Source organism: Stanieria cyanosphaera PCC 7437, assembly GCF_000317575.1.
GTDB lineage: Bacteria > Cyanobacteriota > Cyanobacteriia > Cyanobacteriales > Xenococcaceae > Stanieria > Stanieria cyanosphaera.
In genome coordinates, this window is sequence record NC_019748.1 from 5,025,294 (window position 1) to 5,041,209 (window position 15,916).

Annotated in this window: 14 protein-coding genes; 7 read left to right on the forward strand and 7 right to left on the reverse strand. The window is 37.0% G+C overall.

What is annotated here, in order from left to right; genetic code table 11:
• Position 1 precedes the first annotated feature (1 nt).
• Positions 2–2,992, reverse strand: coding sequence for an Hsp70 family protein (locus STA7437_RS25135; protein ID WP_015195598.1), 2,991 nt, complete (start codon positions 2,990–2,992; stop codon positions 2–4).
• Positions 2,993–3,345: 353 nt separating this feature from the next.
• The gene (tnpA, locus tag STA7437_RS22040; RefSeq protein ID WP_015195599.1) at positions 3,346–3,759 is read right to left on the reverse strand and encodes an IS200/IS605 family transposase; all 414 of its coding nucleotides are present in this window, start codon (positions 3,757–3,759) and stop codon (positions 3,346–3,348) included.
• 66 nt (positions 3,760–3,825) lie between these two features.
• On the opposite strand from tnpA, the gene STA7437_RS22045 reads away from it, so the two are divergent.
• A complete protein-coding gene (locus tag STA7437_RS22045; RefSeq protein WP_015195600.1) occupies positions 3,826–5,016 on the forward strand; it encodes an RNA-guided endonuclease InsQ/TnpB family protein in 1,191 nt (396 codons plus the stop codon).
• A 167-nt stretch (positions 5,017–5,183) separates the two neighbouring features.
• On the opposite strand, the gene STA7437_RS22050 is transcribed toward STA7437_RS22045, so the two are convergent.
• Positions 5,184–5,441 carry a hypothetical protein gene (locus tag STA7437_RS22050; RefSeq protein WP_015195601.1) on the reverse strand — a complete coding sequence of 86 codons (258 nt, stop codon included), beginning with the start codon at positions 5,439–5,441 and terminating at the stop codon, positions 5,184–5,186.
• 314 nt (positions 5,442–5,755) lie between these two features.
• On the opposite strand from STA7437_RS22050, the gene STA7437_RS22055 reads away from it, so the two are divergent.
• The 5 genes from STA7437_RS22055 to grpE all read left to right on the forward strand — a co-directional run bounded on the left by STA7437_RS22055 (position 5,756) and on the right by grpE (position 12,058).
• Positions 5,756–6,787, forward strand: a complete 1,032-nt coding sequence (locus STA7437_RS22055; protein ID WP_015195602.1) for a C39 family peptidase — start codon at positions 5,756–5,758, stop codon at positions 6,785–6,787.
• A gap of 23 nt (positions 6,788–6,810) precedes the next feature.
• Positions 6,811–7,374: a hypothetical protein gene (locus STA7437_RS22060; protein ID WP_015195603.1), complete on the forward strand. Its 564-nt coding sequence runs from the start codon at positions 6,811–6,813 to the stop codon at positions 7,372–7,374.
• 158 nt (positions 7,375–7,532) lie between these two features.
• Positions 7,533–9,653, forward strand: coding sequence for a dynamin family protein (locus STA7437_RS22065; protein WP_015195604.1), 2,121 nt, complete (start codon positions 7,533–7,535; stop codon positions 9,651–9,653).
• Complete coding sequence (locus STA7437_RS22070; RefSeq protein ID WP_015195605.1) at positions 9,646–11,247, forward strand: dynamin family protein; 1,602 nt, start codon at positions 9,646–9,648, stop codon at positions 11,245–11,247. The genes STA7437_RS22065 and STA7437_RS22070 overlap by 8 nt, the downstream gene beginning before the upstream one ends.
• Positions 11,248–11,308: 61 nt before the next feature.
• A complete protein-coding gene (gene grpE, locus STA7437_RS22075; RefSeq protein WP_015195606.1) occupies positions 11,309–12,058 on the forward strand; it encodes a nucleotide exchange factor GrpE in 750 nt (249 codons plus the stop codon).
• Positions 12,059–12,384: 326 nt separating this feature from the next.
• Here grpE and STA7437_RS22080 read toward each other — a convergent pair whose 3' ends face one another.
• Both STA7437_RS22080 and STA7437_RS22085 read right to left on the reverse strand, forming a co-directional pair.
• On the reverse strand, positions 12,385–13,056 hold the full coding sequence (locus tag STA7437_RS22080; RefSeq protein WP_015195607.1) for a response regulator transcription factor: 672 nt from the start codon (positions 13,054–13,056) through the stop codon (positions 12,385–12,387).
• 2 nt (positions 13,057–13,058) lie between these two features.
• A complete protein-coding gene (locus tag STA7437_RS22085) occupies positions 13,059–13,700 on the reverse strand; it encodes a hypothetical protein (protein WP_015195608.1) in 642 nt (213 codons plus the stop codon).
• Between the two features lie 527 nt (positions 13,701–14,227).
• Between STA7437_RS22085 and petL the strand changes: the two genes are divergently transcribed.
• Positions 14,228–14,323: a cytochrome b6-f complex subunit PetL gene (gene petL, locus STA7437_RS22090; protein ID WP_015195609.1), complete on the forward strand. Its 96-nt coding sequence runs from the start codon at positions 14,228–14,230 to the stop codon at positions 14,321–14,323.
• A 37-nt stretch (positions 14,324–14,360) separates the two neighbouring features.
• Here the strand turns inward: petL and STA7437_RS22095 are convergent, their stop codons facing one another.
• Both STA7437_RS22095 and def read right to left on the reverse strand, forming a co-directional pair.
• Positions 14,361–15,263: an ROK family protein gene (locus STA7437_RS22095; RefSeq protein WP_015195610.1), complete on the reverse strand. Its 903-nt coding sequence runs from the start codon at positions 15,261–15,263 to the stop codon at positions 14,361–14,363.
• A gap of 9 nt (positions 15,264–15,272) precedes the next feature.
• Positions 15,273–15,794 carry a peptide deformylase gene (def, locus tag STA7437_RS22100; RefSeq protein ID WP_015195611.1) on the reverse strand — a complete coding sequence of 174 codons (522 nt, stop codon included), beginning with the start codon at positions 15,792–15,794 and terminating at the stop codon, positions 15,273–15,275.
• Positions 15,795–15,916: the final 122 nt, after the last annotated feature.

Here is a 15,916-nt window from a genome sequence, read left to right on the forward strand (position 1 = left end):
ATTAATTAAGTTGCCAAATTTTAATAACTCCGTCTTTACTACTACTAGCAATCGTCGAACCATCAGGAGCGATCGCCACAGCACAAATTGATTCTGAATGGTCTTTGAGGGTAGCAATTTCTTGTCCACTATCTAACCGCCATAATTTGATTGTTTGATCGCGACTACCACTGATTAAGGTATTGCCATCTGGAGAAATCGCTACAGAAGTCACCCAATTTTCGTGACCCTGAAAAGTCCGTAATAGTTTTCCAGTATCTAAATCCCAAAGCTCGATCTTGTTATCATTACTGCCACTGACAAAATTTCTTTGCTTGGGATTGATTGCCAGACAACGAACCCAATCTAAATGCCCATTTAAAGTATTGATTAATTTTCCGCTCGCCAAATTCCAAACTTTGATGGTATTATCTCGACCACCACTAATTAAAATTTTTCCTTCAGGATCGAGTGCTAAACTATATACTGAATCTGAATGTCCGACCAAATTGTGAATAACTTTTCCTGTATATAAATTCCAAACTTTGATGGTTTTTTCGCGACTGCTGCTAATTAAAAATTGATTATCAGGGCTAATGACAGTCGCATAAACTGAGTCGGTATGACCTTTAAACTCACGAATCAAATCACCATTTTTGAGATGCCATAATTTAATTGTTTTATCTAGGCAACCACCCGCGATCGCCAACCCATCAGAACTGATAGCTACAGAAGTGAAATAAGTAGTGTCGCGTTTCCAAAAGCCTGACTTGCGAGTAAACTCATGTACTAGCTCCCAGTTATCGAGATGCCAAAGTTTAATAGTTCCATCGTCACCAGCACTGGCAAGATTTTTGCCATCGGAACTAAAAGTTAAATCAGAAACAGAAGCTAAATGACTTGTAAGAGTTTTAGTGCATTGCCAGTCAAAAAATATAACTAAATTCTGTTGACTGCGGAGATGCAGTGAACGCAAGCCCGAAGTGTTTCCCACCCTATCATCGGCGGAGTACCGTTCACTCAACTGTGGTCGATTGATTAATTTTAATCGCTCCTCAACTGTAGTTGTCAGTCTGCCAAACGAATCTATCTCCTCAAAAACTTCTTTTGTAGTTTGATAGCGGTCTTTAGGCAGGTAAGAAACCATGCGGGTAAGAATTTGAGCTAATTTACTATCTACCGATGCAAACTGCTGCCAATTTAGTTCTTCTGTACTGGAGTCTGAGTGTTCTAATTGTAGTTCTAGCGCACTAATTCCCGTCAGTGCCGAGATACCAATCATACCCAAAGCATAGAGATCGGTACTAGGAGAAGCTTGACCTCTTTGTTGTTCTGGAGGCATATAACCCATAGTGCCAATAGATGAAGTAGAAATAATCTTTCCTGAATTAGTAGTTATACGAGAAGCTCTAACTTGCTTGACTGCTCCAAAATCTACTAATACTAATTTGTTATCTATTTTGCGTCTAATTAAGTTATCTGGCTTAATATCTCGGTGAATAACGTTGTTTTCGTGGACAAAAGTTAGTAATTCTAAAACTTCTTTCAACAACTCGATAACTCGCTCTTCGCTCCAACGCTCACCTGGTAATAATTCTAAACTTAAAGAATGTCCTTCAACATATTCTTGGACGAGATAAAATTTTTGATTTTCAATAAAATGATCTAAAAGACGGGGAATTTGAGGATGATTTCCTACTTTTCCCAATACTGCTATTTCTTGAAGGAAAAGACGTTTGGCAGTTTCCCATAACTTGGCATCATTTACTGGCTGTAATTGTTTAATCGCACAGAGAGGATTACCTGAAAGCTTGCAATCTGAAGCTAAATAAGTTTTTCCTTGTCCTCCTCTACCAAGTTGTTTTTGAAAAGCATATCGCCCATTTAATAATTTTGTTGAATTGGGCTTTGAGTTGACCAAACTCGAAGTTTTGGCAAAATTTGTGCCATAAATCGCACCTCCCTGACAAACTGCCAATTCTGGTTCGTCTACTAATAAAGGTGAATGCCCTAATTTTTTCTCTACAACTTCTTGGATATAGGGAATGCGACAGCTACCTCCTACCATTAAAACTCGGTCGACTGCTTGCCAATCAATACCCGCATTTTGAATTAAGCGATCGCAAATGATGATAGTTTCTTTAACCGAAGAAGCAATCATTTGATTAAAAACGGTACGGGTTAGTCGATACTGTTCTATTTCTGTCCCAATAGGAATACAGACGGTTGCCTCTTCTGTTTCGCTCAGTTGATGTTTGAGATCGATACAATATTCGGAGATGCTGATTCTCGTTCGCCATGCTTCCCTATCTTCGAGTTGTTTCCGTAAAGCGGGACTACAGCGATTTTTTAAGTCTTGATAAATAGCACGGTCGAAATCCGTACCACCACAATGCTCCAATCCCATCGGTTCGGTTATAATTTGATATCCAGAACCCTTTTTAGTAATCAAGGTAGCATCAAAAGTACCGCCACCGAGATCGTAGACGAGAATTGTCTCTCCTTCTTTAAATTGTGCTTGATTGTGATGAGCGTAGTAAGTAGCTGCTGCGACTGGTTCTACCAAAAGCTTGACCGAGGTAAATCCTGCCGTTTGGGCTGCTCGTTCCATTAATTGGCGTTTGTATTGCTGATAGGTGGCAGGGATAGTAATTACAGCATCGTTAACTGATGTTTTTCCTAGTGCTGCTGCCATTTTTTCAGCTTCGCTTTTGAGTTTTCTAAGTATTTCTGTGATTAATTCTTGGGGCAGAAAAAAGCGATCGCCTAAAGGATAAGGTTGACTGATTCCTAATTCTCGCTTAAATTGCTGCCGATATCTGCGGAGATCCCGCAGTCGATTGTTTTCTGCTGCTTGTCCGACTATGATTTCTTCCTGTTCGGTTAAATAAACACTAGAAGCAAAAGAGTATCCTTGTTTTAAAGGTTCTTTGACAACCCTCAAGTGATTTTCTATCACTAGGGCTGCACTAGAATTACAAGTACCAAAATCAATACCTAATAAAATATTCATCGCTAAATAAAATTAATTATCTAAAAGTAATAGTCTAAATAGTTCGATGCTTTAATTAGACCATCTACTAGTAGCGAGTAATAGGACATTTACTGTCAATCTAAATGTAGATTTCAGCCAACTTATACCAAATAGAAAAAATAATGCGACAGATATCGTAAGGGAGAATTGCCTCTCTAAAGGTGCAGAAGGAAACCGTCGCGCCTACGCAATTCGGCTTTCCGTGGTTTAGCCTAGTAGCAGAGAAACGGTCAGCGAAGGCTGGCACTACGTGACCGCCTCTACCCACAAATAATTTATCTATTGTGAGCGAGAAGACTCTCACCTAGGCGTGACGAGATGATAGCGAACCTTCATTGAGGCGAGTCTTGATTTTGTACATACTTTTTAAGTTGCTCAATAGTTACACCACCACAACTTGCTACAAAATAAGCACCTGTCCATAGCTTCTTACCTCCCCAATATGTCTTAGCTAATTCTTGTTGATAATCCTTCCATAGGTTCTTACAAGATGTTGACTTTAAATTAGATATTAAACCACTCAATAGTTTGTGAGGTGGATAGCTAATTAAAACGTGTATATGGTCAGCCTCACCATTAAACTCAATTAATTTAGCATCCCATTTTTCCAAGACAGATTTGAAGCTGGCTTCTAAATTAGACAACATCTCGCTAGTAAGGACTTGGCGACGATATTTAGTTACTAAAACTAAATGTACAGTGAGATTGTAAGTAGCTCTACGAGTTTTGTAATAACTAGTTTTCACTGAATTGACGAGTGAGACACTGAAAATGTACAATTAATATAACACATCTAGAAAAGGTCGAACCAGGTGTTAGTTTACGAATTCAAAGTTAAAGCTAATAAGCATCAATGCCAAGCTATTAATGAAGCCATTCGTATTAGTCAATTCATTAGAAATAAATGCTTGCGGTTGTGGCTTGATTCTTCTAAAGAAGATAAAATCAATTGCTTTGCTTTGAATAAGTTGACCAAGGTTTTAGCTGATAATAAAGCTGAGTTTCCTTTCGTTGCTAACCTTAATTCAATGGCTAGACAAGCTAGTGCAGAACGGGCTTGGTTTGCTATTTCTAGGTTTTACGATAACTGTAAGAAAAAAATAACTGGTAAAAAGGGATTCCCTAAGTTTAAGAAAAACTCTAGAAGTGTTGAATATAAAACCTCTGGTTGGAAGCTCTCTCAAGACCGTAAATATTTAACTATTACTGATAAAACAGGTATTGGTGGATTAAAACTGATAGGAACTTACGATTTACATTACTATCAAATTGAGCAGATTAAACGCATTAGATTAATTAAGAGAGCAGACGGGTATTATGCCCAGTTTTGCATTGACCAAAAACGGTTAGAAGATTGTACACCAACACACAATGCGCTCGGCTTAGATGTTGGTCTAGAGTCTTTTTATACCGACTCTAACGGAGATAAAGTTGAGAATCCTAGATTCTTACGCAAAGCTGAGAAGAAATTAAAACGTCTTCAGAGGTCTTTAAGTCGTAAGCGCGGAGGTTCTAACAACCGTAGTAAGGCAAGACAAAAACTAGCTAGACAACATCTTAAGGTAAGTCGCCAGCGTAAAGACTTTGCTGTGAAGCTAGCAAGGTGCGTAATGATATCTAATGATATCGTGGTGATTGAGAATCTTAATATTAAAGGTTTAGCTAGAACTAGGATGGCTAAGTCAGTGACTGATGCTAGCTGGTCATTGTTCAGACAATGGTTAGAGTATTTTGCTAAGGTCTTCCAACGAAAGTTAGTGGCAGTCAATCCGAATTACACAAGTCAGGATTGCAGTAGTTGTGGGGAAAGAGTCAAGAAAAGTCTCAGTACTAGAACTCATATCTGTGAGTGCGGTATAGTGCTTTGCCGTGACCACAATGCTGCTATAAACATTTTAAATAAAGGATTAGACGCGGTAGGGCGTACCGAGTCTTTAAACGATTCTGGACAGATTAACCTCTGTTTAGTGAGTGAAAGCTTGCTAGATAAGTTAGCTGGATGAAGGAAGAATCTCTCGTCTCTGGCGAGAGAGCGTCAATTAATTTGGTATTAACTTATCAAATTCTGCTGAAACTGTTATGCATTTAAACTGTGATGCAAATATTTCATTACCACTTATTCAGTCTGGGTTATGGGTTTTAATAATACCTAATTCAAACAATTAACAGCTTAGTCTCGCTTTAGACAAGAACCAACCAAGACAATTGCAATTCCTCCACCGATTACCCAATAAAGATTATTTTTGCATGGCTCATTTTGTAAACATGCATAGGTAGCTGCTCTTGTTATACCATTTGTGTTTTTAACTATAAATGAAGTCAGAGGTTTGCTAATATTAATAGCTCGTGCAGATTGAGCATTAAAAATAATATTTGTACAAATGATTATTGGTATTGCTAAGGTTGAAATAAAAAATTTTGTTTTCATTTTTGCTACTCTAATTAATTGTTATTTTTGTACTGTTAAGCTTGAATTGATCGATATTAAAGAGAATTAATTATTTAAAACTAATAGCTCAAGTAGCTTAATGTTTTTATTTGACCATTTACCAATAAGAACGAACAGGACGATTTCTGTCAATCTAGGTGTTGTTTTTGACCAACTGAATTGCCTGTTTATGCAATAAAAGTAGCAGAAACGATCCTTTTTTAGGCTAGTTAATTTTTCTATATTGAGGGTTATAGACAGCAGTTTTGTTTTGAAAAAGTCTGTAAATTTCAATAAATAGGAAATAAAAGGATATGTACGAAGATTTTGGCATAGATATAAGCAATTCTACCGAATTAATCACCTTAGATCTTGATGGTGATGGTGACTATGAAAGTACGGCAATACCCTATGACGCTGACGGCGATGGCGTAGAAGGAGGATACCTAATCGAATCTGATACCAATAACGATGGTATAGTTGATGGAACGACTATTGCCTACGAAATCGATAGTAATGGTGATGGCATTATTGATTCTTGGCGATATGATAACTATGAAAATTATTGGGAAGGGCAAGCAAACCCAAATTCAATCGAGATAGTTGGATTGCCTGAAGCTGAAGACCCGATTCTAGCTTCTTCTCAAGATCGATTTCTTCTAGAGGATGATTTTATTCCAGAAGATAGTTTATTACCAGAAAATGATTTTCTTCCAGAGGATAGCTTATTCCCAGAAGATGAATTTCTTCCAGAAGTAGAATTAGTAGGTAATCCCGATAGTGACATAGAAAATTGGCATCAACAAACTTATCCAGATACCTGCGCGATAGTTTCTCAGGAATTCATTCTCGACGAACTAACTGGAATGGATTTTTCTGAAGAACAATTACGTCAAGAAGCGATCGATAAAGGTTATTACAGTCCTGGTTACGGTACTTCCCTAGATAATTTAGGTAGGTTGCTGGAAGATTACGGTTTTGAAGTAGAACGTACCCAAGATAATACTTTAGAAGACCTCAGTGCCAAGCTAGAGAATGGAGACAAAGTATTAGTCAGTCTCGATGCTGATGAAATTTGGAATCTCGGTCAAGATGATTACCAAGAAGACTATTTAGATGACTATTCCGAATCCTCTGGATGTATTCCAGGTCAAGATTGCAACCATGCCGTACAGGTAATCGGTATCGATTATAGCGATCGCAATAATCCCATGGTTATTCTCAACGATCCCGGTAGTCCTAATGGTCAAGGCACAATGATTCCCGCCGACGAATTCATCGATGCCTGGGCTGATAGTAATAGCTACATGGTATCCACTACAGGTCGCACGATTCAAACCGTTTAATTAATAAATCTTAAGAGGTAATCATGAATAATTCTTCCACTCTAGTTCCCCAAACCGAAACCATTGGATATACCGAAAAATTGCTTAAAAACATCCGCAAGATGTCGGTTGCCCGTCAACTAATTCCAATGGAAGCATCTACTGGTTGGTCGATCCCCTTACGTCAAGAAGGAAAAGTTTATCTAATTGTGCCTTTTTTCAGCACCAATCGTAATTCAGAAGGTCAAATTGCCCTTTTTCCTCCTTTTGCCACCATTACCGTTGATTGGACGAATCAAGTTCCCGTAGAATACGTCGATTTGCGTTTCAAAAATCCCGCACCAGAATTAATCTGGACAGAACCTGTAGGTACTTTTCCCCACGCTCGGGTTAGCAGGATGAAGGTTAAAGAGTACGAACAGAAACGGCGAGAATTGCTGAGTATGTACGATGAAATGTTGTCAACTTTAGTTGAGGGTAATTCTTTTTCACAGCAGTGGATAGAACGCTTTCAAGAGTTATTGAGTTTACTGCTCGAACCCGATCTCGAACCTTATTATCGCGCACTAGCTCCCAAATTTTTCGCTCGCTTTCTCGGCAATTTCTAAATTATCAAACTCCTTCGGGGCAAGGAAGAAGGACGGGGCTTTTACCTTAAGAAAAAAGGAAAAAGTTAGTTATCCATCGATCTTTTTCCTTATTCCTTAAAGAGCGAAGCTTTGGTCATTAATTAAATTTATATTATTTAGAAAATTTAGTATGAATTATGAATAATAACACCACTTTTTATCGACAAAAACAACAACTTTTATCTCTTTTTCAAAAAGCTATTAATTTAGCTAAAGAACGCCAAGAACTAGCAACATTAACTAGATTAAAAAATGCAGCCCAAAATCTTATTAACGGCAAATTAATGGCTGTGGTAGCTGGTGAATTTAAACAAGGAAAATCTAGTCTTCTCGACGCTATTTTAGAAGAACCCGCTCTTTTTCCTGTAGATCTGGATATTGCTACTAATTTAGTCTCTACGATTGCCTATGGAAAGAAAGAAGAAATTACTGTTCTCTGTGGCGATTTTGATAGACCCGAAAACATAATTATCGAGCGGTCGCAAATTGCCGATTATGTTACCGAAAAAGGAAATAAAGACAATCACAAACAAGCACGAATATTATCAATCGAATCTCCCAATCAAAAACTAAAAGAAGGTTTAATTTTAGTCGATACTCCTGGTCTGGGTAGTTTGAATATCGAGCATACCCAAGCCACTAATACCTTTATTGTCAATGCGGATGTAGTTCTGTTTGTGAGTGATGCTACCGCACCTTTATCAACCAAAGAATTAGATTTTATTAGGAATATACATAAAAATTGTCCTCATATTATTTTTATTGTTACCAAAATCGATGCAGTCAAAAACTATCAAGAAATAGTAGAAAGCAATCGTCAGAAGCTTGCTAAGACTTTACAACTTGCTCAAGAAATTATTCCTATTATTCCAGTTTCTAGTCGGACTAAACTTGCTTATTTAAAATCTCAAGACCCGGAAGATCTCGAAGACAGTAATTTTGAAACTTTGGAAAAACAATTGTGGCAACTTCTCAACCAACAACGCGGTAAAATCTTATTGAGTCGCGCTCTCAATGAATTAGCTGATAACTTAGCTAGTATGCAGTTACCTTTGCAAACTGAATTTCAAAGCTATCAAAAAGATAATCAAGAAAAATTAGATGAATTAGAAACTCAACTTCAAAAAGCTCAAAATCGCTACAAAAGTCTTTCGGATCATAATTCTCAATGGTTAACTCAATTAAACTACGGTATTCAAGATATTCGTAAGAAAGTTTTGGCAGGCAATTTCGAGCGAGGAGCAAGACAAATTCGCTTGAGAATGCAAAAATATCTAGACGATCCTCGTTTACTTGCTGAACCTCAACAAATTGCTAATTTGATCGTTACAGATGTTAATAATTTTGCAATCGGTTTGGGGAAAGAAATTGTAGCCGATGCAGAAATTCTTCAAAGTAAAATTGAGTTTTCTTCTCAATTAAATTTAAGCACCTTTGAAATAGGCGATTTATCTATTAATTCTCCTTCTCCCGACCTCAGTCAAGTCGGACAGGGAGAACAACTGAATTGGTGGAAAAAAACTGTTGTTATAGGACGAAAAGCTGCTTCTCATTCTGGTAGTGTAACCTTAATCGGAGGTACAATTGGATGGATTTTCGGCGGTGTATTTGGTTTTTCTGTCGGTCAAAAATTTAGTGATTTTGCAAGAAACGGAAGATTAATTGGTGCAGCAGTTGTGGGAGTCTTGAGTATACCTGCCTCTTGGAAAAAAAGCGTCAAAGAAATTAATCAACTAGAACTTAATAATCTCAAAAAGGAAGTAGCAGAAATTATCAAACCTTTTACGGAAGATAGTTTGAGTTATTGTCGAGACAATCTCGAGCGAGGGCTGATCGGTCTAGAACGTTATCTGCAAACAGAATTAAAAGAAAAAATTCGCCTAGGAAAAGAAACTTGGGAAAAAAGCTTACAATCTTTACAGCAGGCGCGTAAATTGTCTAAAGATAAAATTAGCCAGAGATTATTTGAGATTAAAGCTCCTCTACAACAATTAACTCAACTGCAACAAGCCACCGAAACACTCGCTCAAAAAATTTTAATACCTAATCTAATAACTGTTAGCGATCGCTCTTTTCCTCAATCATCCATAGCAAAAATCAAACAAACCGATCTTACTTCATTTGCTTCATCTTACGCTCTCGGAAGTACCAATTCAAATGAAGATGAAACACGCCAAACTCGAAATGAACAAAAGAGCGTAAATGTAATCACTATGTCAACAGCTAGTAATGATTTTGGAGACTGGGCTAATGGCTAAAATGCTCTCATTACGGGAACAAGCAAAAGAATTTTTTGAATTTGCCCTGCAACAAACTTGCAGTCGCGCTTCTCTAGAAAAACTATACCATCTCATCCGACAATGCGAGTATCAACTAGAACAACCGATGCGCGTGGCAATTGTGGGGAAAATTAAAGCTGGTAAATCAACTGCTATAAATGCTTTACTCGGTGAAGCTTTGGTAGTTACGGGGACGGTAGAAGCTACTTTTAATGTTAACTGGTTACGTTATGGGGAAAAATCTTCTTTAAAAGTGCATTTTAAAGATAAACGTCCGCCAGAAACTAAATCTATTTCGGAACTTGCCGATTTAACCAAAAGAAGCGATCGCTCTCATCAATACCTCCTCAACATTGCCTATATTGAGGTCTTTTATCCCAACCCTATTTTGCAAACTTTTAATTTAATTGATACACCAGGATTAGAATCTTATTATCAAGATGATTCGGAAAATACTCGTCAGTTTTTAAATTTACATGGTAAGAAACTCTCAGAAATAACTCAAATTGAAACAGCTAAAGCAGATGCAGTACTTTACTTGTTCAACCAAAGTGTGCATACAGCAGATGCAGTAGCGATGGAAGAGTTTCAAGGTTCGAGTTTAGGTAAAATAACCCCAATTAACGCGATCGCAGTTCTGACTAAAATAGATTCTTATTGGCAAGAAGCAAATAATCCTTTAACTCAAGGAGAAAAAATTGCCCAACGTTTAATGTCAGAATATCCTCAATTACGCCATTTATTTCATACTATCCGCCCGCTCGCTGGTTGTTTGGCTTTGGGAGCGCAAACTTTAGCTAAAGAAGAGTTTGAGACACTTAAGAGATTAGCCGAATTGTCAGAAGAAAGATTAGAGCGTTTGCTTCGTACAGTTGAAAGATTTACTAGTAAAGAATATCCTGAAGAACCCCAAATTCCTCAGAAAAGCGATCGCTCTTCACTTCTAGACAGATTGGGACAATATGGAGTGTTTTTAGCTTGTCAGTTATTGCGAGAGCAAAATTTAACTCAGTTAGAATTACAAAAAAGATTGCTCGATGCTAGTGGTGTTCCTCAACTTAAACAACTAATAGTTTCTCATTTTGGCAATCGTGCTTTTTTAATCAAATTTAATACTGGATTGCAACAAATCAAAGCAGCTTGTTTTCAAATTCAGCAAAACTGCGATCAAGATGAGAGATCGACTTGTGAAACCCACGATCTGCAAGCAGTTAACAAAATTTTAGCTAAAATCGAAGAAATTGAAATTAATGCTCACGATTTTCAAGAATTAAAAGTTTTACGCAGTTATTATCTAGGAAAACTAGATTTTCATCCCAATGAAGTTCAACAACTTTTAAATATTACTGGTGAAAACGGTACATCCTGCGCTGAAAGACTCGGTAACCCTGAAAGAGCGACTGTTGCAGAAATGCTAATTATTGCCAAAGAATCTATGTATTATTGGCGTTCTAGAGCTAATGATTATATTAATTCAGACACCCATACTCTCGAAGCTGCTCGAATTTTATCTCTTTCTTTTGAGAGAGTTTTTTATCGTCTTAGTAAAGCGAAAAAATACCTCTATTTATAGCAGACAATATTTGATCGACAATTTCTCTAGACTAATAATTTACAAACATTCATTACTAACCATGTTAAAAATATTTTCTTCTTTAAGTTCATCTTTTCTAGAAACCATATTTCCTTGGCTCGAATATACAAAATATCTAGAAAATTTAAAAATATTAGCTTTAAAAGCTGAAAATCAAGCTCGACATCTGAATCAATTATCGCCCTTAGTATCACACACAAAGTTTGACGACCCTTTAGATATTTTGAAAAGTATTTGTAATTTACTCGAACGTTTAGATGATAGTAATTTTAATAAGCAAAAACCCAATCGACAATCAAAGCTAAACCTAGTTAAACATAATACTGAATCGAGAGAAATTAAACCGAATTTACTAGCCAATTTAGAACCAGATTGGTCGGCTTCAAAAGAAAAATTAATTTTGATAGATTCAGAAAATATTGACAATCAAAAAAAGATTAATGATGCTTGCGAATCTAAAAATTTAGAACTCTTTATTACTATCCAAGAGTTAATAAAAATACGAGATTGGATTTTATTTGCTCGGTCTGAAGAGACATTAAAGGAATCAAAAATATTACAAGAAATTGATCGCCAGTTAGAAGGTGTACTGATAAAAGAAAATGTTTTCTGTGTGGAAAAAGGCGATCTTTTTGACAGTCAAATTCAAATAATTGTAGGAACGACAAATACCGAAGAGTCTAGCAAACATAATTATATTTGTAGTACTGTTAGACCTGGATATTTTTTCTATGACCAACTTATTCGCCTGCAAGAAGTAATTGTATATGTCTTTGAAGATGGTTGTTGATAAACAAGTACACAAAATTAATTAAACAAATTGCTAATAAAAATCTCTGTGCGGGACAAAAAAGAAAAGGAAGGCTTGCCAAAGTAAAAACGAAAAGGGTGTGATTAAAAGTAACTATACCTTAATCACACCCTATGAATCAGACAGACAACTCGCGATTTTGAGGCAACCTAAAAATGCGTGTTCTCATTAATCTACTTCGACAAACTTTGAAGCCTTATTTGAAATAACATGGCGCACGCTTGAGTTTATTTCGCTTTATTTTTGATTGCTTTGCTTAAGGTAAAGATAGAGGTAGTTCATTCGATTACCTCCAACTTAAAAAATTAGTCGATTAAACCTTCTTCTTTAGCTTTAATTCCAGTAAGGATACGAATATTTTTCTCTTCTTCTGGATATACTTCTAGAGCATCTTGAATTTTTGTCCAATAATGACGCACGGTTCTTTCTGCTACTCTCATTCGATTGGCAATTTCTTTATCTTTTAATCCTTCAGCAAAAGCTAATTCGAGAAGTTTTAACCATTCTTCTTTTACTTCCAAACCGTTACGCATCTCTTTGGGAGTAAAAACCAATCCTTGTAACGACCAATCTATTTTGGTAAGTAGTTCTTGAAGAGTAGCACTTTTATCTACTACAGTAAAACCTCCTTCGTGTTCGTAAATATTGGGTTTTAGCCTGACTAAAGTTTTAGGATCGGCACTTTGTACGACAATATTGAGAGTGGGATATTTTGTTAACAAGGTTTTGAGTAATTCAATTCCTTTAGTAGGTTCGGCATTATCCCCATGTTTGAGCGGAAGCGATAGATCTACAATCGCGAGATCGGGCTGAAAACTGTTGAGTTTTTCTAAAGCATTTTCTACTGTTTGTGCTTGCCAAATTTCTGCTTCTGGATACTGCTGTTGAATGATACCAATAGTTCCTGTTAAAACTGATTGATGATCGTCTACTATTAAAACTTTCATGACATTTTGTTTGACGGCAGCTTTACTCATAATTATTTATCTCCAATACTTGATTGCCAATGAAAATACCAGGTAACCGATAGCTCTTGACGTTTATTGAAGCACTTTCCTAAAGTCAAGATTTGAAATGATTCTTGTAGATAGTTTAATTCTTGAGCATTACAAGAACGAGCTAGACTTATTGCATCTGGATAAGAAATCTGAACTTGAAGCTCATTTATACCTTCAAATTGTGACAAACTTATTTTTACTAAGGTTTGTTGCTCAATTGTGGCGAGAGATATTTTGAGTAATTCATCTAGAAAACTTAAAATTAATCCAGAATTGTTTGATTGTTGTTGCCATTGTTGGGGAAGATTTAACTCTAGTTTTATCTCTTCGTTATTAATTGCCCATTTTTGAAGTAGATGTCGAATGGCTAGAGGAAAACTATCTTCCAGAAAAGGTGGAGATAAGCGATCGCTTAAATTTTTGAGTGAATGATGAAAGTCTTCTACTTTCTTAAGCCAATTGAGGCAAAGTTGTTGGGAAATTTGTCGATTGTCGATTAAAGACAATTCTATACTGCGACGTACGGCAAAAGAATCTTGTAGTAAACCATCTCTAATTTTAAAAGCTTCCTCTGACAGTCGCTGTAATTGTCTTCCATACCACCATTGCAGAACTTGTTCCATAATGTTTGAAGATGCATAAAATCTATACTAATAACTGTAGAATAAGCGATTGAAGTTGTTCAATGATGGTTCGTTTCTGCTAGATTCATTACCTATACTTGCCATAAATTTGGCAGAAAATGACATTGACTGCACAGATGCAGTGAACGCAGGCTAGGGGTCGTCTGCCGAACTTGGTTTGCCACGGGGCGTACAAGGTGCTGGACGCGCATTCAGCACACAGTCGCTCTGCTTGTTAACCCCGCACCGTCGACGGGCGACGGTGTACCGTTCACTTTTTTTTAAGCTCAAATTAAGTTTATTTTTTTGTTCATTGCCAATCAAAAATTATGACTAAATTTTATCGCCCGAACTGTGGTTGATTAGTTATTTTGGTTCGTTTTTAAGTTTATTTACAGCAGAGGAAAGCCCACGCTAACTCTTCGATTATAGTGTTGGGAGTAGTCACGCTGATTGCTTTTAGCTTGACACCACAATGGTAAAATAACCAATAAAACAATTTTAAAATTATTCTAAGGAGATTGTTTATGGGTGGCGTAATTTCTTTTGTACTGATTATTGGTCTTTACACGGGAATTGCTCTTGGTTTATATTTTGGTTTCCGTGCCATCAAATTAATTTAGTTCTACTTCGGTTTAGGACGTAGTCTTCTACGTCTATCTATCCTGATTTAGCTGCTAACATTTGCCAAGCTAACTTTGCTGCACCTACCATTCCTGCCTTATTACCTAATTGAGCAACTAACAATTCCAAGTCAACACGGGAACTAGGTAAAACTCGCTTTTCAATTTCAGCTAAAGTGGCAGGCAAGAAAAACTCCGCACTAGCACTTATCCCACCGCCAATAATAATTGCTTCGGGAGTTAGCACATAGATTAAACTAGCTAATCCTATACCCAACAATTTACCATAACTTTGCCAAAACTCTAACGCCTCGCGATCGCCTGCCTGAGCTAATTTACCTAACTCTACTGGTTGTTTTCCTGTAGCACGACGAATTGCTGCAATTGAAGTATATTGCTCTAAGGAGCCTTGATTACCACTGTTACAAGGATATCCATCGGGGTAGAGAGTAATTAAACCTAACTCTCCAGCAGCACCAAGATGACCAGTAAACAATTTACCATCTAGGATAATTGCACCACCTACTCCTGTCCCTAAAGTTAATAAAATTAAATTTTTAAATCTTTTCCCTGCGCCCAACCAAGCCTCGCCTAAACCAGCACAATTAGCGTCATTAGCTAAAACTGTTGGGAGTGCTGTTTTGCTTTCCAACCAATCAGCGAGAGGAACATCTTGCCAACCAGCTAAATTAATAGCTACTTGAGCAATCCTACCATTAGCATCTGTGGGACCTGGTGTACCTAAACCAATTGCCTGGCAATGATTTGTTTGATTTAACTTGATTACTGCTAGAGCGATCGCATCTATCACTGCTATCGGTGTTGAGGGTTGAGGAGTAGGGATGGAGGTAGATTCTGTACAAGTCCCATCTTGCAGAAAACAGCCTAATTTAATTGCTGTTCCTCCCAAATCAATGCCAATGACCGACAACTCACTCATAATTTTGGTTTAAAAAACAATTTTTTGATATTCTTCTTCGGTATACAAATCTTGATTACTATTGAGACGGTCTAAAAATACCAACCCATCAAGATGATCTAATTCGTGCTGAAAAATACGAGCGACAAAATCAGTCAATATTTGGCGTTGTTTTTGACCTTCTCTGTTATAGTACTCTACTTCAATTGTTTGATAGCGACGAATTAATCCCCTTAAACCTGGAATACTAAGACATCCTTCCCAATCTTGAACTTTTTCCTCACTATAAGCAATAATTTGAGGATTGATCATTACAGTTGGTTGCATCATCGGCGCGTGAGGATAACGAATATTTGGGCGCGAAGCGATCACAAATACACGATAAGATTGAGATACTTGAGGTGCAGCAATGCCTACCCCATTAGCTGAAGCAACAGTTTGAAGCAGAGAATCAATTAACGCAGAAAGATTTGGATCGTTAAAATTTTCTATCAGGCGTGCTTTTTGTCTAAGAATAGGATTACCAAGTTGAGCAATTTCTAATTGAGTCATAATTGTATTTGGTGTTGCGATCTTGTGTTGTGCAGCAGAGGCGAAGGCGAGATCGCACTCTGACAATTAAATCTAAATATAGATCGTACTATTTAGTTTTGGGATACTGCCCAACTGATAAA